The sequence below is a fragment of the Gaetbulibacter sp. S0825 genome, assembly GCF_011777505.1.
Lineage (GTDB): Bacteria > Bacteroidota > Bacteroidia > Flavobacteriales > Flavobacteriaceae > Pontimicrobium.
In genome coordinates, this window is record NZ_JAATJT010000001.1 from 175,183 (window position 1) to 193,561 (window position 18,379).

Annotated in this window: 16 protein-coding genes; 5 read left to right on the forward strand and 11 right to left on the reverse strand. The window is 33.4% G+C overall.

Annotated elements, in window-relative coordinates; genetic code table 11:
- Position 1 precedes the first annotated feature (1 nt).
- Genes HB672_RS00800 through galK form a run of 3 tightly spaced genes read left to right on the forward strand, consistent with a single transcriptional unit; the run spans position 2 to position 7,286 of the window.
- Positions 2–3,034, forward strand: coding sequence for an aminotransferase class III-fold pyridoxal phosphate-dependent enzyme (locus tag HB672_RS00800; protein ID WP_167606154.1), 3,033 nt, complete (start codon positions 2–4; stop codon positions 3,032–3,034).
- Positions 3,031–6,141 carry a glycoside hydrolase family 2 TIM barrel-domain containing protein gene (locus HB672_RS00805; protein WP_167606158.1) on the forward strand — a complete coding sequence of 1,037 codons (3,111 nt, stop codon included), beginning with the start codon at positions 3,031–3,033 and terminating at the stop codon, positions 6,139–6,141. The genes HB672_RS00800 and HB672_RS00805 overlap by 4 nt, the downstream gene beginning before the upstream one ends.
- Positions 6,138–7,286: a galactokinase gene (gene galK, locus HB672_RS00810; RefSeq protein WP_167606161.1), complete on the forward strand. Its 1,149-nt coding sequence runs from the start codon at positions 6,138–6,140 to the stop codon at positions 7,284–7,286. Before HB672_RS00805 ends, galK begins: the two co-directional genes overlap by 4 nt.
- A gap of 18 nt (positions 7,287–7,304) precedes the next feature.
- Here the strand turns inward: galK and HB672_RS00815 are convergent, their stop codons facing one another.
- The gene (locus HB672_RS00815) at positions 7,305–7,583 is read right to left on the reverse strand and encodes a hypothetical protein (RefSeq protein WP_167606165.1); all 279 of its coding nucleotides are present in this window, start codon (positions 7,581–7,583) and stop codon (positions 7,305–7,307) included.
- A gap of 151 nt (positions 7,584–7,734) precedes the next feature.
- On the opposite strand from HB672_RS00815, the gene HB672_RS00820 reads away from it, so the two are divergent.
- Positions 7,735–8,199 (forward strand): GNAT family N-acetyltransferase, encoded by a 465-nt coding sequence (locus HB672_RS00820; protein WP_167606168.1) that lies wholly within the window; start codon positions 7,735–7,737, stop codon positions 8,197–8,199.
- On the opposite strand, the gene HB672_RS00825 is transcribed toward HB672_RS00820, so the two are convergent.
- Genes HB672_RS00825 through HB672_RS00850 form a run of 6 tightly spaced genes read right to left on the reverse strand, consistent with a single transcriptional unit; the run spans position 8,196 to position 15,016 of the window.
- The gene (locus HB672_RS00825) at positions 8,196–9,443 is read right to left on the reverse strand and encodes an FAD-dependent oxidoreductase (protein ID WP_167606178.1); all 1,248 of its coding nucleotides are present in this window, start codon (positions 9,441–9,443) and stop codon (positions 8,196–8,198) included. The genes HB672_RS00820 and HB672_RS00825 overlap by 4 nt on opposite strands.
- Before the next feature lie 52 nt (positions 9,444–9,495).
- The gene (locus tag HB672_RS00830; protein WP_167606192.1) at positions 9,496–10,506 is read right to left on the reverse strand and encodes a 4-hydroxyproline epimerase; all 1,011 of its coding nucleotides are present in this window, start codon (positions 10,504–10,506) and stop codon (positions 9,496–9,498) included.
- A complete protein-coding gene (locus tag HB672_RS00835; RefSeq protein ID WP_167606196.1) occupies positions 10,499–12,220 on the reverse strand; it encodes a DUF885 domain-containing protein in 1,722 nt (573 codons plus the stop codon). The genes HB672_RS00830 and HB672_RS00835 overlap by 8 nt, the downstream gene beginning before the upstream one ends.
- Positions 12,221–12,231: 11 nt before the next feature.
- The gene (locus HB672_RS00840) at positions 12,232–13,815 is read right to left on the reverse strand and encodes an aldehyde dehydrogenase (NADP(+)) (protein WP_167606205.1); all 1,584 of its coding nucleotides are present in this window, start codon (positions 13,813–13,815) and stop codon (positions 12,232–12,234) included.
- Positions 13,812–14,078 (reverse strand): DUF1272 domain-containing protein, encoded by a 267-nt coding sequence (locus tag HB672_RS00845; protein WP_167606211.1) that lies wholly within the window; start codon positions 14,076–14,078, stop codon positions 13,812–13,814. The genes HB672_RS00840 and HB672_RS00845 overlap by 4 nt, the downstream gene beginning before the upstream one ends.
- A gap of 11 nt (positions 14,079–14,089) precedes the next feature.
- A complete protein-coding gene (locus HB672_RS00850; protein WP_167606215.1) occupies positions 14,090–15,016 on the reverse strand; it encodes a dihydrodipicolinate synthase family protein in 927 nt (308 codons plus the stop codon).
- 138 nt (positions 15,017–15,154) lie between these two features.
- Here HB672_RS00850 and HB672_RS00855 point away from each other — a divergent pair, with 138 nt between their 5' ends.
- Positions 15,155–16,003 (forward strand): AraC family transcriptional regulator, encoded by an 849-nt coding sequence (locus HB672_RS00855; protein ID WP_167606218.1) that lies wholly within the window; start codon positions 15,155–15,157, stop codon positions 16,001–16,003.
- Positions 16,004–16,005: 2 nt separating this feature from the next.
- Here the strand turns inward: HB672_RS00855 and HB672_RS00860 are convergent, their stop codons facing one another.
- From HB672_RS00860 to HB672_RS00875, 4 genes are read right to left on the reverse strand one after another with little or no spacing between them, the layout of a single operon-like run.
- Complete coding sequence (locus HB672_RS00860) at positions 16,006–16,584, reverse strand: alkylphosphonate utilization protein (RefSeq protein ID WP_167606223.1); 579 nt, start codon at positions 16,582–16,584, stop codon at positions 16,006–16,008.
- Positions 16,585–16,631: 47 nt separating this feature from the next.
- On the reverse strand, positions 16,632–17,000 hold the full coding sequence (locus HB672_RS00865; protein ID WP_167606228.1) for an MmcQ/YjbR family DNA-binding protein: 369 nt from the start codon (positions 16,998–17,000) through the stop codon (positions 16,632–16,634).
- The gene (locus HB672_RS00870) at positions 17,000–17,608 is read right to left on the reverse strand and encodes a DUF4230 domain-containing protein (RefSeq protein WP_167606231.1); all 609 of its coding nucleotides are present in this window, start codon (positions 17,606–17,608) and stop codon (positions 17,000–17,002) included. Before HB672_RS00870 ends, HB672_RS00865 begins: the two co-directional genes overlap by 1 nt.
- 1 nt (position 17,609) lies before the next feature.
- Positions 17,610–18,359: a cyclase family protein gene (locus HB672_RS00875; RefSeq protein WP_167606234.1), complete on the reverse strand. Its 750-nt coding sequence runs from the start codon at positions 18,357–18,359 to the stop codon at positions 17,610–17,612.
- Positions 18,360–18,379 lie beyond the last annotated feature (20 nt).

The window sequence follows — 18,379 nt, forward strand, 5'->3', positions numbered from 1 at the left end:
AATGAATTACACTGATACCAAAATTTCAATTCAAGAAGCCGAAAAAATACTTTTTGAGCAGTACAATATAAAGGGCACTGCGCATCCTTTACCTGGTTATGAAGACTATAATTTTAGAATAAAAGTTGACAATGAAGATGGTTATGTATTAAAAATTTCACGTCAAAACGTTAACAAAAATGCCATTTCATTTCTTAGAGATATCTTATTATATCTTGAAAAAAACTCAGAAGATTTAATTACCCCTAAAATAATTGCAGACACAAAAGGCGATTATATTTCTGAAGTTTTAGATAATGATAAAAATAGAAGAAGTGTTAGGCTTTTAACTTGGATTTCAGGACGTGTTTGGCATGAAGTAAATCCAAGGCTTAATAATCTTCATTTTAGTTTAGGAGAGACAAGTGGGAAAATCACAAAGACCCTTCAAGGATTTCATCATGAATCAATTGAATCTGATTTTGATTGGGATATTGCACATTCACTTTGGACAAAAAAACACATTCATCTTTTTCCAAAGGAAGAGCAAGAAATAGTCAATTATTTTCAAAACCGTTTTGAGAATGAATTGAGTACTTATACTCGACTTCGAAAATCCATAGTACATAACGACGTCAATGATTACAATATTTTGGTTTCAGATAATCTAATTAATCCTAAAGTAAAAGCTGTTATAGATTATGGAGATGCAATGCAAACACAAATAATCAATGATGTTGGCATTTGTTGTGCTTATGCCATTATGGGACAAAACGATTCTTTAGAACCAGCTTTACAAATAGTTTCTGGGTATCACTCAGTTTTTCCACTTCAAGAAGAGGAATTAGACCATTTGTACACTATAATTGCAATGCGTTTAATCGTATCTTATACTTCAGCTCTAATAAACTTAAAAAAAGAACCTAAAAACACTTACTTGCAAGTCAGTGCAAAACCTGCCTCAAAAGCTCTTAAAAAATGGTTCAACATAAGTTCTGATTTTGCACATTATAGTTTTAGAGTGGCTTGTGGTTATACAGCGCATCCTGACACCGAAAAATTCAATAGATGGGCTTCAACTTATCAATTTAAAGTAACAGAACTATTTCCAACTGCTCCAAGTGATGAATTTCACCATATCGATTTAAGTGTGTCTAGCAAATGGATTGGTCATCAAGAAAATTTCAACGATTTGGACTTGTTTCAATTTAAAATTGACAGATTACAAGCTGAATATCCTAACAAAGTACTTGCTGGAGGCTATTTAGAACCTCGACCAATTTATACTTCAACCGCATATGACAAAATAGGCAATAATGGCAGTGAGAGTAGAACCATTCACTTAGGAATCGATTTTTGGTTTCACGCCAACACTCCTGTTCATGCTTTATTTGATGGTGAAGTGGTCACTGCTTGCAATGATGCTGGTGATAAAGAATATGGTGGATTAGTCATCTTAAAACATCACCTGGAAGATTTCGAATTTTACACACTTTATGGTCATAACACAGTTGAAAGTGCTACAAAACATCAAATTGGTGACCTCATCAAAAAAGGTGAGAAAATTGCAGAACTAGGTAATTATCCTGAAAATGGAAACTGGGCTCCACATCTTCATTTCCAAGTTATGATGTCCATGTTAGATTATGAAGTTGATTTTCCTGGAGTTACTTATTTTAAACAACTCAATGTTTGGAAAGGCTTATGTCCAGATCCGAATCTACTGTTTAAGTCTGAGGCTCTTAAAAATTCAAATAATATAACCAACGACGAACTCATTGCCTACAGAAAACAGCATCTCGGTAAAAGCTTAAATCTTCAATACAAAACACCAATAAAAATGGTGAGAGGTGCTGGAGTTTACCTCATGGATCAGTATGCGCAAAAATATTTGGACACAGTAAACAACGTGGCTCACGTTGGTCATGAACATTTTAGTGTTGTGAAAGCTGGTCAAGAACAAATGGCTTTGATTAATACCAATTCGCGCTACTTGCATGATAATATTAATAAACTTGCTAAAGAACTCATTGAAACTTTACCTCCAGAATTAAACGTTTTACATTTTGTTAATTCAGGTAGTGAAGCGAACGAGTTAGCTATTAGAATGGCAAAAGCCTATTCTGGAGAAAAAGACATCATAGCTAGTGAGGTTGGTTATCATGGCAATACGAATATGTGTGTAGACATTTCTTCGTACAAGTTTGATGGAAAAGGTGGACAAGGTGCACCTGAACACACGCATATTTTTCCAATTCCTAATGCATTTAGAGGAAAATATCGAGGCGAAAATACAGCAGATAAATATGCTGAAGAAGTTAAACAATGTATTGCTAACATTCAAAGCAAAGGACGTAATGTTGCTGCCTTTATCATTGAACCGATAATTAGTTGTGGTGGTCAAGTAGAATTACCTCAAGGGTTTTTACCAAAAGCATACAAATTAATTCAAGAAGCTGGAGGTATTTGTATTTCTGATGAAGTTCAAACTGGTTGTGGTAGAATGGGAAAAACATTTTGGGGATTTCAACTTCATAATGTAGTTCCAGATATTGTTACTATTGGGAAACCTCTAGGTAATGGTCATCCTGTTGCAGCTGTGGCTTGCACAAAAGAAGTCGCAGAAAAATTTGCCAATGGCATGGAGTATTTCAACACCTTTGGTGGTAATCCTGTGTCATGTGCAATAGCCACTGAAGTGTTGTGTGTTGTAAAACGTGAAAAGCTTCAAGAAAACGCTTATGAAGTTGGTGAGTTTTTAAAAGAAGAACTGAAGAAGCTGTCAAAAGAGTTTCCTGTTATTGGAGATGTTCGAGGTCAAGGTTTGTTTTTAGGAATTGAATTGGTGGATAATAATTTAAATCCATTAGCCAAACAAACTGATTATCTGGCAAACAGAATGAAAGACCATGGCATTTTAATGAGTGTTGATGGTCCAGACTATAATGTTCTAAAAATTAAACCTCCAATAGTTTTCAATATGGAAAATGCCAAAGAATTATTATTCTATTTAAAAAAGATTTTATCTGAAGATTTTATGACATCAACCATATGAAAAAAGTCCTTCTTTTATTATTTGCTTTGATTATCTTAGGCTGTAAACAAGAACCTTTACAAACTATTGCTGAACAAACATTTCATTACAATCATGAAATTTTTGAGGACAATAAACTGAAACCCAGAGCAACATTTTTCATATTTGAAAACGACACAATTAAAGAAAAAGAAAGCTCAAAACGATTTTTAAGTTTAAATGGTGAGTGGAAATTCCATTGGGTGAAAGATCCTAAACAACGACCTAGTACCTTTCAAAACAACAATTACGACGATTCAAACTGGACAACTATTCCAGTGCCAGCCAATTGGGAAGTTGAAGGATTTGGAAACCCCATTTATTTGGACGAACGCTATCCTTTTACCACCAAATGGCCTGATGCTCCAACCGATTATAATCCAGTTGGCACCTATAGAAAATTCATCGATATAGATTCTGAATTTCTCTCTGAAGATGTCATCCTCCACTTTGCAGGCGCAAAATCTGCCATGTATGTGTATATAAATGGCACGTATGTTGGCTATTCGCAAGGCAGTAAAACGCCAGCTGAGTTTAATATTACGGATTATTTAAACGATGGTAAAAACCTTATCGCGCTACAAATGTTTCGTTGGAGTGACGCCAGTTATTTAGAAAGTCAAGATATGTTACGAATGAGTGGTATTGAACGTGAGGTTTATTTATATTCTCGACCTAAAGTTCATGTTTCTGATTTTCACGCCAACACCAATTTAGATGATTCTTTTACCAATGGCGTTTTCAAGGGGACATTTTCTATATCAAATACTAATTCAGAAAATATTTCAAAAATCATTTCTGTTGAAATTTTAGATGGTAAAAATTCAATCTTTAAAACTTCAGAAGATATCGACATACCAGCAAATTCGATAAAAGAATTTAACGCGAACACAATTATTAATGAGGTAAAACCATGGTCTGCTGAAATTCCGAATTTATATACCTTAAAAATATCATTAGATGACAATCAATTCATCACAAAACATATTGGTTTTAAACGCGTAGAAATTAAAAACAGTCAAGTACTCATTAATGGAAAAGCGGTTTACTTTAAAGGTGTTGACAGACATGAAACAGACCCTTTTTCAGGTCATGTGGTATCAAAAGCATCAATGAAAAAAGATATTAAATTGATGAAACAAAATAACATTAATGCTGTACGTTCAGCTCATTATCCTAACGACCCTTATTGGTTGGACTTATGTGACAAATATGGCTTATATGTTATTGATGAAGCCAACATTGAAAGTCATCCATTAGCTATTTCTGAAGACACTCAAATAGGTAATGAAATGCCTTGGTTGCCAGCACATATGATGCGTACACAACGCATGTACTATCGTGATAGAAATCATCCTTCCATTTATTCTTGGTCTTTAGGAAATGAAGCTGGAGAAGGTGATGTTTTTAGAGCGACCTACAAATGGCTTAAAGAACAAGATGACAATAGAATTGTACAATACGAACCTGCAGGAAAAGAAGATTATACAGATGTGTATTGTCCAATGTATCCAAAACCAGAATATCTAATCAATCATGGAAAATCAGATTCCGATAAACCATCTATCATGATTGAATATGCGCATGCCATGGGAAATTCTGTCGGAAATTTGCAAGATTATTGGGATATCATTGAAACATACCCAAATTTACAAGGAGGCTATATTTGGGATTGGGTAGACCAAAGTTTGGAGTATAAAGACGAAAATGGAAAACCTTATTTAGCTTATGGACACGATTACCATCCAGATTTACCAACAGATGGAAACTTTTTAAACAATGGTTTGGTGGACCCTTATAGAAATCCGCATCCTCATTTAACTGAAGTCAAAAAAGTGTATGAGCCAGTTCAGTTTAACTATTTAGGAAATGGAGTAATTGAAATTGAAAATAAGAATTTCTTTGCTGATTTTTCAGATAAAACACTTCAATTAAAACTATTGGTCGATGGCAAAGAAACAATACTAAAAAATGATGTTGAGCTTAATATTAAGCCACAAACCAAAGTAATAATGACTTTTCCTAAAATTCCTGAAATGTTTATTCCAGAGAGCGAGTTCATTTTAGAAGTAAGCTTAATTCAAAAAGGAGAAAATGAACTAATTCCAAAAGGACATGAAATAGCTTGGGACCAATTTGTTTTACAAGAAGGGAAAAGTTTTAATTTTCCAAAAATCGGCAAAGATTTAGAAATAATTTCTGCAGAAACTATTCAAATAAAAAATGATGTTATTGATTTAAACATCGACTCAAAATCTGGAGAAATCATATCCTGGAAACATGAGGGGAAAGAGGTAACCAATCAACCAATTCGTCCAAATTTCTGGCGTCCACCAACAGACAATGACTTAGGAAATGGTATGGACAAATGGGCTAAAGTATGGCAAGAAGCAACGTATAATTACAAAGCAGAACTAACAAGAAAACCTCAGGTTATAAAAAAACACATCACTTATGATGTGCAATACAAGTTACCAAACGATGAAGCGAAAGTTATTGCATCTTATATGATTGGTAAAAATGGGCTTATGCAAGTTACCTTAAGCTTTAAACCAAACAATAAGGAGTTGCCAAATATTCCACGGCTAGGTATGTATATGACTTTAGAAAATACATTTACTGATGCTTCATGGTACGGAAAAGGTCCCGAAGAAACCTATTGGGATAGAAAAACAGGACAAAAAACTGGTTTGTATTTAGGTGAAATTGAAAATCAATTTCATCGGTATTCTCGTCCTCAAGAAACAGGAAACAAAACAGATGTGAGATGGATGGAAGTTTCATCAAAAGATTTAAAGCTTAAAGTTTCAAGTCAAAAATTATTGAATTCGAGTGTCTGGCCTTTTGATATGAAAGAGTTGGATTTCAGCAGTGATGATGGCGCTGAATCGGCTTCAGGATTAGTACCTGTAACGACAAAACATGGTGCAGATATTAAAATTGGAAATACGGTTCAATGGAATATTGATTATCTTCAAATGGGCGTTGGAGGCGATACGTCTTGGGGACGATTGGTACATCCAGAATATACTATTCCAGCAAATAAAAACTATTCGTATTCATTTACTTTAACCCCAAGCAGCAAATGAATCAGCAACTTATAAATACTGTAAAATCTGAATTTATTAAAACCTTTAATTCTAATCCATTAATGGTTTTTTCTCCAGGCCGTATTAACCTCATCGGAGAACATACTGATTACAATAACGGTTTTGTGTTTCCTGCTGCCATAGATAAAGGTATAGTTGCAGCCATTTCTAAAAGTAATTCAGAAAAATCAACAATAATTGCTTTAAGCACTAACGAACGATTTGAGTTTTCAGTAAATAACATTGCTCCTCTTGAAAATGGAAGTTGGCAAAATTATATTTTAGGAGTTATCTCAGAGATTCAAAAAACTGAGAAACAACTTGATAATTTTAATCTTATCTTTAGTGGAGATATCCCTATTGGTGCAGGTTTATCTTCTTCAGCTGCATTAGAAAATAGTGTCGTATTCGCTTTAAACGAACTTTTTAGCTTAGGGTTTACTAAAAAAGAAATGATTTTTATTTCACAAAAAGCAGAGCATAATTATGTTGGTGTAAAATGTGGTATCATGGATCAATATGCTAGCATGTTTGGAAAAAAAGGCACTGTTTTTTTATTAGATTGTGAAAGTTTAGAGGCAAAAACTGTCATATTAAATCTTCAAGATTATTGCTTGCTTTTAATTAACACGAATGTTAAGCACAGTCTAGCAGAAAGCGCCTATAATGAGAGACGGAAAGTGTGCGAAAATGCAGCTTTAAAACTCGGTCTTAGTAGCTTAAGAGAAGTATCCTTAAACGGCTTACAAAGTATAAAAGAATCTCTTTCAGAATCTGAATATCAAAAAGCTTTATATGTAATTCAAGAAAATAGTCGTGTACTTGAAGCGTTTGAAGCAGTTAAACAAAATGACATTTCCAAACTTGGCGAATTGCTTTTTGCTTCCCACAACGGTTTACAAAACCAATACAAAGTAAGTTGTGAAGAACTTGATTTTTTAGTTGAATTTGCCAAAAACTCCAATGCAGTCATAGGTGCTCGAATGATGGGAGGAGGTTTTGGAGGATGTACAATAAATATTATTAAAAGAAACCAAATAGAAGAATTTAAAAAAGCTATTGCAAAGCAATACAAACAAAGATTTAACAACAAATGTTCATTCTATAAAGTAAACCTCTCAAATGGTACTAGTTTGTTAAATTAAACTGTCAATCCCTTAATTCTAAGCCGCACTAAATGTTTTTATATGCTGATAAAGTTCTTTACAACCTAAACCAACAATTGTTAGTTTTTTGTTGTTCGTAATAGCATTATTATGAAGCCTTGTGATAGCACTTACTCCATCCCTATCAATACTATCCAACTTTTCAATATTGATTGTAAGCTCATTTACTTTGGAGAAAATATTTTTAAAAGTATGCTGAAAAACACTGAGATTTTCTTTGGTAAGATTACCTTTAATATTGTAACAGTTATCGCAATTAGAAATTTCCAGAACCATAGGTTAGTGTTTTAGATGTATAGCTGCTGAAAATCAAATATTTAATCTAAATTCGGAAAAATAATTCTATATCTATATATTTTTCGATGAAAGGAATAAATTTTAGATTTGAATGCTGTTACAAATTAAATAATATCATCTATTAAGAAATATGACTCCAATTGTTAGGAAAGCAACATTAGAAGATCTTCCAGTTTTAATGGAATTCATGGATGGATTGGTTAATGCTGAAAAACCAATGGACCCAACTATTAAGGAAGGAAAAGTAATATACTACGACCTTTCTAAAATTATGGCAAATAAAGAATCAGATTTGTATGTTGTTGAATTAAACAACGAATTAGTTGCTTCAGGTTATGCTAAAATCAAAGATGACAGGCCTTATTTAAAACACAAAAAACAAGGGTATCTAGGTTTCATGTTTGTTCCAGAGAAGCATCGTGGAAACGGCTATAACAAACTCATTATGGATGCTTTATTGAAATGGTGTGAAGACAGAAATATCTTTGAAATTCGTTTAGACGTTTACCAAGATAATCCATCAGCTATTAAAGCTTATGAAAAAGCTGGCTTAAAAAAGCACCTTATCACTATGCGTATGAATCTGAAAGATTAAAACTTTCTATCAGGGTGAAAAGGGTTAATATCCAAAGATAGGTTTTGTTCAGAAATTATCTCAGACACCAATTTACCAGTTGCTGTAGCCATACTCCAACCCATCATTGCATGTCCAGCAGCAATGGTTAAATTATTGCATTTTTTAGATTTCCCAATATAAGGTAATCCATCTGGTGATACAGGTCGTAAACCACAAGCTGCATTATTTTTCTCCTCTTCTGTTAAATCAATATTTGGATAATATCGTTTTGCAGCATTTGCTATAGCTTCTACTCTTACTTTATTAATATTTTGATTAATTCCAGCAATTTCCATAGTACCTGCAAACCTTGTAAATCCGTTCATTGGTGTTATTGCGACCTTTGCTTCAGCTAATATTGCAGGAATAGTGATTCCTGTTTCTCTTTCAGAATTTACTCGATATCCTTTTCCTGCCTGTAACAGTAATTTAATGCCTAATTTTTTACTTAACATATTACTCCATGAGCCTGCAGCAAGTACAAATTCATCAGCTTCTATAAGCTGCTTATCAGTTTTAATTGATTGAATGATGCAATTTTTTACTTCAAGATCGACAACTCTTTCATTTGCATAAAACTGTACGCCTTTATTTTTGAGTACGTCTTTTAGCCCAGTCATAAATTCGTGTGGTGTAGTATGATGGTCACATTTAAAATACGCAGCACCAATAGCATTTATCTCAACATTTGGTTCTAATTTTTTAATCTCGGTAGCACTCACTTCTCTGGCTTCCAAGCCTAATTTATTAGCATAATGAGCAATATTTACTTCTGTTTCAAGTGCTTTTTCAGTTTGACAAAGCATAAACAATCCTTTTGTCACATAATGGGAATCTATATTTTCTCTTTCTGAAATATCTCTATAAAGATCTTGACTTAATACTGCAATATCTTTAATTACTGGTGCAGCTTTTTCTACATGGTTTTTATTACAAGATTTATTAAACGCCAATGTCCATCTTAAAAAATCTGAATCTAATCGAGGTTTTATATATAAAGGACTGGATTTATCAAACATCCATTTTATACCTTTTCGCATAACTCCAGGTGCAGAGAGTGGTATGATATGACTTGGTGATAAGTAGCCTGCATTTACATAAGATGCACCAGCATCCATATTGGACTGATCAATAACTGTAACCTGATGACCTTCATTTTGAAGGTAATAAGCAGAGGATAATCCCATTATTCCTCCTCCAATAACTACAATGTTTTTACTCATTACTATTTACTTTGAGATCTATATATTTGATAAATCTACAATAAAAAACTAATTATATCACCTGAAACCCATGTGCATAAGGATCATCTTCATCATCAATAAAGATAGTATTATATCCATAAATTTTTGCCCAACCTTGAATGCTAGGAATAATTGCTAATTTGCCATCTAAACTTGTTTCTTTTTCAACTCTTCCTATAAACTTACTTCCAATAAAACTTTCGTGAATAAATGGTTCTCCAACTTTTAGTTTTCCTTTTGCATATAGCTGTGCTAATCTTGCAGAAGTTCCAGTACCACAAGGCGAACGATCAATAGCTTTATCTCCATAAAAGACTGCATTTCTACCTGACGATGTTGGGTCGATAGGATTTCCTGTCCACAACATGTGTGTCACATCACGAATGGTTTCATTTTCTGGATGAATAAATAGGTTTGGGTATTTTTCATTAATTCGTTCTCTAACTACTTGTGAATATTGCACAATTTTGCTTGCTGTAAAATCATGCACTCCTGAAAAGTTTTGCTGAGGGTCTACAATAGCATAATAATTTCCACCATAAGCCACATCAAACATAATTTTACCTAATTCCGGACATTCAACAGTTAAACTTTCGGCAGCTAAATAGCTTTTTACGTTAGTGAGTTTTACCCAATCTACTTTTCCATTGGTTTGCTGATACTCAATTTCAACTAAACCAGCAGGCGCTTCCATTCTAATTTTTCCAGGAATTTTTGGAGTCACTAAACCTTCCTCAATGGCAATGGTAATAGTTCCAATAGTACCATGACCACACATTGGTAAACAACCTGATGTTTCAATAAATAGAATTGCAAAATCGTTTTCTGGATTGTGAGGAGGAAATAAAAAACTACCACTCATCATATCATGACCACGTGGCTCAAACATGAGTCCTTTACGAATCCAATCGAATTCTTTTAAAAAATGCTGGCGCTTTTCGCTCATGGTTGCACCAACCAAATTTGGATGCCCTTCGGTTACTACACGAACTGGATTTCCGCAAGTGTGAGCATCAATGCAAACGAACTTTGTTCTACTCATTTAATTTATTCTGAATATAACCATCCATTCGTTTTTCCATAATAGAAAGTGTCACGGTTCCTTCTTCAAGAATTACTTCATGAAATTCACGAATGTTAAATTTTTCCCCAAGAGATTCTTCAGCCTTTTTACGAAGTTCTCTTATTTTTATTTCTCCTATTTTATACGATAATGCTTGTCCAGGCCAAGAAATATATCGGTCTGTTTCGGTAGTTACTTCATGAATGGATAAGGCTGTGTTTTCAGCCATATAATCCAACATTTGTTGTCTAGTCCATCCTTTTGCATGCACGCCTGTATCAACCACTAATCTACATGCTCTCCACATTTCGTAAGTTAACTGGCCAAATTTTTCGTATGGCGTGGTGTAAATGCCCATTTCTTCAGCCAAATATTCAGAGTACAATCCCCAGCCTTCACCATAAGCCGATAAATATAGGTTTCTTCTAAATTGTGGAATGGTTTCGGGTAATTCGTTGTTCAAAGACATTTGTAAATGATGACCTGGAACTGCTTCGTGAGCTGTTAAAGCTGGAATTGTATATAACGTTCTGCTTGGTAAATTGTAAGTGTTTACCCAATAAAAACCTGCTGTTGTATCACTGTAAGATCCCGAATATCTTCCTCCTGTATAGTTAGGTGCAATTGCCGCAGGAACTGGGACAACACCATATGGTTTTCTTGGTAACGTAATAAAATACTTTGGTAGTTCAGCATCAATTCTCTTTGAAATATCACGCGCAAACATTAATAATTCTTTGGCTGTTTTTGGATAAAATTGCTCATCTGTACGAAGAAATTTTAAAAAATCTGCAAAGCTTCCTTCAAATTCTAAATCATCAATAATTTTTTGCATTTCTGCTTTAATTCTAGCTACTTCATTTAATCCAATTTGATGAATATCATCTGCTGTATATTTAGTGCTTGTAGTATAATAATTGATTCTATTTTGATAAAATGCTTCTCCATTAGGTGTAGTAGAAACCCCTAATCCTTTTCGGGTATTTGAAAAATAGTCATTCTCAAAATAGCTTTTTATTTTTTTATACTGATTTACCGCATTTTTCTGAACACTCTCTTTTGCAACTTTAATAATAGAGTCTTTTAATGCTTTTGAAAATGATTCTGGAAGTTTATGAAACGGTTTATAAAATTCGCTTTTAGTAACATCTGAAACGATGTGCTTATCATACGTAATTTCATAATTATTAAATACTGCTTTTGGTTGTGAAATACCTTCTTTAACTCCTGCTCTTAATAAATCTAAATTATAATCAACTCGTTGTGGCAACTCTTCAAGCTGTTCTAAATATTCAATTACTTGCTCTTTGTTTTTAAACCCCCTATTAGCCATTCTACTTAAATTCAAATGGAAAGCTCTCTCATTTGTAATTGGGTTCAGGTACATTTTAAACGTATGCGTATCTATTTTATCTTGTAAGACAAATAAAAGGAGCTCTCTTGAAATTTGTTCAGATTCTGATAAGCCTTCAACACTAACTTTTTCTAACTCTGCTTTAAGTGTTTTTGCAAAATCCGATTCTGCTTGATAGTATTTAATAGTGTTTTCTACAGATTCATTGCGTTTGAAATCATAATTTCTTTCTGCTTCATATTTTGCAATAATGTCATTCAATTTATCAGAACTTGAAGAGGTTTTAAAAGCTAAAATTCCAAATAAAACGAAGACAACTAAATACTTGAGCAATTTCATAATTATTCTTTTTAAATTTTTTGGCTAGTTAGTTTACCATTAACGTTTCGAGTAATTCCTAATGGATTTTCGTTCTTTAACTCGTCTGGAAGTAAGTCATTTGGCCAATCTTGAAAACTAAATGGTCTTACAAATCGTTTAATCGAATCTACACCAACCGCGGTAAATCTCGAATCTGTTGATGCTGGATAAGGACCTCCATGAAGCATTGAAGGACAAACCTCAACACCAGTTGGAACTCCATTAAATATAATGCGTCCAACTCTATTTTGAAGCGCATTAACAACGTTAGAGTATTCTGCTACTTCATTATCATCTGAAATAATAGTTCCAGTCAATTGTCCTTCTAAATTAGAAATGATTTTTTCTAATTGTTGTTTATCTTCACACTGCACAACTAACGAAAATGGTCCAAATACTTCGTGATGTAATGTTGGATTATTTAAAAAAGTATCCCCTTCAACTGTTGTCACAACTTGTCTTGCATAATTAGGTTCTACATCATTTTCATAACCAGCTAATACTTTTATTCCGCTTTGTGATAATGCTTTAGATTTATTAGTCTCGTATGCTCCAGCAATATTTGGATGCAACATACAAGACGGTTCAACTTTTACGATTTCTTCAGCTAAAGTATTCACAAAACTGGTCAACCCTTCAGATTTCACACCAATAATCAAACCTGGATTTGTACAAAACTGCCCTGTTCCTAAAGTAATTGAGCCTGCATACGTTTTAGCGATTGCTTCAGCTCTATTATTTAATGCTTGTGGCAAAATAACAACTGGATTAATACTTCCCATTTCAGCAAATACTGGAATTGGTTCATCTCGTTTTGCAGCTAAATCGTATAATGCTCGACCACCATGAATACTGCCTGTAAAACCAACTGCCTTCACTTTAGGATGCTGTACTAATTGTTGTCCAACTTTTATTCCGCTAGAATTAAGGTTAGAAAATACACCATTAGGCATACCAGTTTTTTCTGCAGCCTTAATCACTGCACTACTAACCATTTCGCCTGTTGCTGCATGCATTGGATGCGATTTTACAATTACAGGGCATCCTGCTGCAAGGGCTGCTGCTGTATCTCCTCCTGCTGTTGAAAATGCGAATGGAAAGTTTGATGCTCCAAAAACAACAACTGACCCTAAAGGCACATTCATTTTTCGTAAATCTACTTTGGGTAGTGGTTTTCTATCTGGTTGTGCAGTATCTATAGATGCATCTACCCAATTACCTTCTTCTACATGATTCGCAAAAGCATGTAATTGCCCAAGCGTTCTTCCTCTTTCTCCCATAGCTCTTCCATTTGGTAATCCGCTTTCTGAAGAATAAACCTGTAATAACTCATCGCCTAATGCCTCTATTTCGTCTGCAATAGCTCTAAGAAATTGTGCTTTTTTTGCTCCTGAAGTTTTGGAATATGTTTTGAAAGCTTCGGCAGCTAATTCTGCTGCTTGATTAACCTCATCTTGAGAAGCCTCAGTTATTTCCCATTGGTTTTCTATGTTCAACAAAGGATTAAACGTTTTAAACGTTTTACTCCCTTTGGCTGATAGTTGATTTCCTATATAATTTTTTCCTGTTATCATTGATTTTCAATTCTTTTTAGGTGAGTTTCAACATCGACAGGTTTATGTACTATTTTGGTTGAAACCGGATATTTTTCTAATAAATTTTTTGGTCTAATTGGTCGTTTTTCAAAACCACCTCCACAATTAGAACATACATGCTGTAATACACTCTCAACACAATCTTTACAGTAGGTACATTCAAACGTACAAATCATTGCCTCACTAGAATCGTTTGGCAATGATTTGTTGCAATGTTCGCATGTTGGTCTTATTTCTAACATATATTACATAACTATACTAGCTCTTGTAAATTCTTATATTCTGGAAGTGTTGGTCTGGTTCTCATTCCTTTTGCAATAATTGCTAATACTTTTGTTCTTTCTTCTCCAAAGAGAGGTAAACGAGGTGCACGCACATTTTCGGTTCCTATTCCAGTAGCTACTTCAGCAAGTTTAATATTTTGCACTAATTTAGGGTTAATATCTAACTCTAGCAACGGTAAAAACCATCTATAAATTTCTATTGCTTCTTTTATTCTACCTGCTTTTTGCAGTTCATAAATCGCAACTGTTTCTCTTGGAAAAGCACAAACTAAACCAGCTATCCATCCATCGGCTCCCATTAATAGACTCTCAAGAGCAACAGTATCGACTCCTGTCATTATTTTAAGCCTATCTCCAAATCTGTTTTTTATTCTCGTTACATTAGATATATCTCTAGTTGATTCTTTTACAGCTTCAATATTATCACATTTTAAGAGCTCATCAAACATATCTAAAGTCACTTCAATTTTGTAATCTACAGGATTATTATACACCATAATTGGCAACGAAGTATTATTGGCAACAGCTTTAAAATATTCTACGGTTTCTCTATCTCCAGCTTTATATCTCATTGGAGGCAACATCATTAAACCTTTTGCACCATCATCTTCTGCTTTTTTCGCCGCTGCAATAGCACCTTTAGTTGATTGCTCAGCTACATTCATTAACACAGGAACTTTTCCATTTACTATTTTGACTGTTTCTTGCGTTAGAATGCTTTTTTCCTCATCTAATAATGTACTTGCTTCTCCTAAGGTTCCTCCTAAAACAATACCATGAACTCCAGCATCTAATTGTGCTTTGATATTGGTTTCAAACATCTGTAAATCTAAAGTATCATCATTTGTGAACTTTGTTGTTACTGCTGGTATTACGCCTTCCCATTTTAAACTCATTGTAATTAATTTTGTTTTGATAAAATTACACTAGAAATCAAATAAAAAATAATGTCGTTTTATCCAAAATACATACAATATTATCCTCAATAAATAATTAAAATTATATATTGAATATTATTTGCATATTTTAGCGTTATGAAAGTATTACCATTTCAAATACCTAAACCTGAAAATAATGCCTTGATTTATCAAGAAGACAAAGAATTGATATTCTATGACAAGCTTCACCAACATGAAGAGATACAGGTGAGTTATATTGCTAAAGGCGAAGGTACACTTGTTGTTGGAGACACCATTAATTATTACAAAAAAGGAGATGTTTTGGCAATTGGGAGCAATTTGCCACATGTGTTTAAAAGTGAGGCAAGTACTAATATTCAATCAGAAATGTTAACCTTATTTTTTTCAAAAGATGCTTTTGGAAAAACCTTTTTTCAATTAGAAGAATTAAGAGAATTGAAACCGTTTTTTAAAAAAGTAGATTATGGTTTTAAAGTATCACCTAAATCAAAAATACTAGAAACTTATTTTTTGCAATTAGCTAAAAGTAGTAAACTAACACGTTTTATAATATTATTGGAAATCTTAAAAACGCTTTCCAAGTCTAAAACCCAAGCTTTGTCTTCTTTTATTTATGACAAAAAATATACGGATAGTGAAGGGAAACGTATGAGAAATGTTTTAGATTTTACCATGCAAAACTATCATCAACAAATTAGTTTGGACGACATAGCTCAAGTGTCGGCTATGACTAAAAATGCATTTTGTAAATACTTTAAAAAGCGCACCAACAAATCCTATTTCACTTTTTTAAACGAGTTGCGTATTGAGAACGCTTGTAAATTACTCTTATCTAAAGAAGGTTTTTCAATTGCCGAAATTGCCGAAAAATCTGGGTTTAATAATATTTCAAATTTTAATAGGCAGTTTAAATCGATAAAAAAAAGGGCACCTTCAGAATATCGAAAAGCTAAAACTATTTAAACTTATATCTTTTTAACGTAATCTGTAATAATAACGATTTGCGTTGGACCTACTTTTCCTTCGATGTATTTTTCGTTATCTCTATCTAAACGGATATTTCGAACAGCAGTTCCTTGCTTTGCCACCATACTAGAGCCTTTTACTTTAAGATCTTTTATAAGCACCACAGAATCTCCAACCTCTAAAATTACGCCATTAACATCACGATGTATTACCTTATTTGGGTCGTCTTCACCTTCACCTGTTGCTTTTGCAAACTCAAGTGTTTCTTCATCCAAATACATCATGTCTAACAAGTCCTGCGGCCAACCCTCTTTTCGTAACCTAGAAAGCATTCTCCATGCAACTACTTGAACAGCTTTATGTTCGCTCCACATACTATCGTTTAAACATCGCCAATGGTTTGCTTCTGTAGCTTCTGGATTTTCAATTTGTTCAGCACATATTTTACACGCCATAAGTGCGTTTTCTAAATTCTCGTCTTTTGATGGAGGCACTACATACACTTGAAGATTTTCATCACTTGAACATAACTCACAAACTGAATTACTTCGTTTTTTTAACTCTCTTTCTAAACTCATTTTTGAATGCTATTTTACTTTGCAATGATACATTTATATAGTTGCTTCTACAAGTTGTTCAGTTCTTCTCTTAACTTCTTTGTCATTCCTTTTACAACCATATCGTAACTATGGTCTATGAGTTCAAAAACTAATTTAGGTGATAATTCATTTTTATGAATTGCCAAAGTATTCCAATGTTTATTACTTACGTAAGGGCCTGCATAAACGCTCTCGTATTGCTCCCTAAGTTCAATTGTATATTCTGGATCGCATTTTACTGTTACTGAAGCTTCTCCTTTCTCAAACTTATCTAAAGGCGCCATTAAGAACATTTTGTTCATTACTTTAAATACAAGCGTGTTTTCGTCAAACGGAAAACTCTCAGTCGCAGCTTTTTTAGATAAACAATGGTCTCTAATTTGATCTATGTGCATTAATCTATAAGTTTTTGGTCTTTATCTTCAATTTTTAAAGATCCATAATCCAGTTTCCATCCAATAGTTTGTACAATATTCTCTATTAGCAAAATAGCCTCTAAGGCTTCTTTTTGTGCAGCTTGATATAGTCCGCTTTCTGGAATTTTATCCTTTATATGAATCTTAGCTTCGTTCTGTAAGTCTGTAAGGTCGTTTGCTTCAAATCTATTGAAATAACCATCTTTTTTATCGTAATAATCTAAAGTGGTTTCGATTGATAATACTTCTGCTTCAGGAAAATTTTGTAATACAAGTGTTTTAGTATTCGAATTTGCTTTCATTTCAACTTTAGACAAATCAAAACCAATATAGGCTTTAGCGTTAACTACGACTAGAGCTTTCTTCTTACTAGTTATAAGTTTTAAGAATTTTTGCTTGACATCTTGATAATGATAAATTTCAGCAAAATCCCCTTCAACTGTTATGAATTTGCAAACGCTTTTTACTTTATCCAATAGGATAACAGATTGTGAATTAGCCAATTTTTTTGATTGCAGATATTTGATGTAAGTAATAGCTCCAATACTTAATAAAATTCCAAAAATAGTTCCTAAAAATACTTCCATACTATTCGTATAACTTATATAACACAGGTTTACTTGGTGTCGCATCGTTTTCAAATGGTGCTATTTGAAGATTGAGAATGTATTTACCATCTTCAATATTATTTGGCACAAAAATAAACTCTGTAATGGTAGCTTCAGTACGTATTTTTCCATCGGTATTCCAAAAGGCATTGTGTGCTAGCAATTCGCCATCATCTCTTTCTCTATCAACACTTGGCAAATCAATAAGTAAGTGTTTTACACCTTTACTTTTTAAGTAAACAGCTGCTTCTTCTAATAAATATGGTGGATTTGTATTTGAGTAATGTTGCGTTAATTTTTCGGTAGTATTTGGCAATGTTCTTATAATAACTGCTTCACGCTTTTTATTTCCAATGGCAAAACGTAATTGCTTTGCCGAAATCACAAAATCATCTCCTAATTTTTCAGGTGCCACGGTTATTACCTCAGCAACAAAAAAGAACTGTTTTAAACATTGGTTAATACTGTACTTTTTTTCTGTGATATGTCCAACGCATTCGGTATGTGTACCGTGAGCATGCGGATTAAACTGAATGTTATTAAAATTTACTGGAGCTCCATGTTCAACGCTTACAATAAAATCATCCATTTTTACTGGTTCTATAATAGGCTCATCAATATACCAAGCATTTACGTTGCTTTTTGTGGCTCGCAGAGGAATGGAAATATCTAAAGGTTTATCTATATATATAGCGTAGGTACGACTGTTTACGTTTATAACTGCTTTCATGTAATATGGTTGTTAAGCGT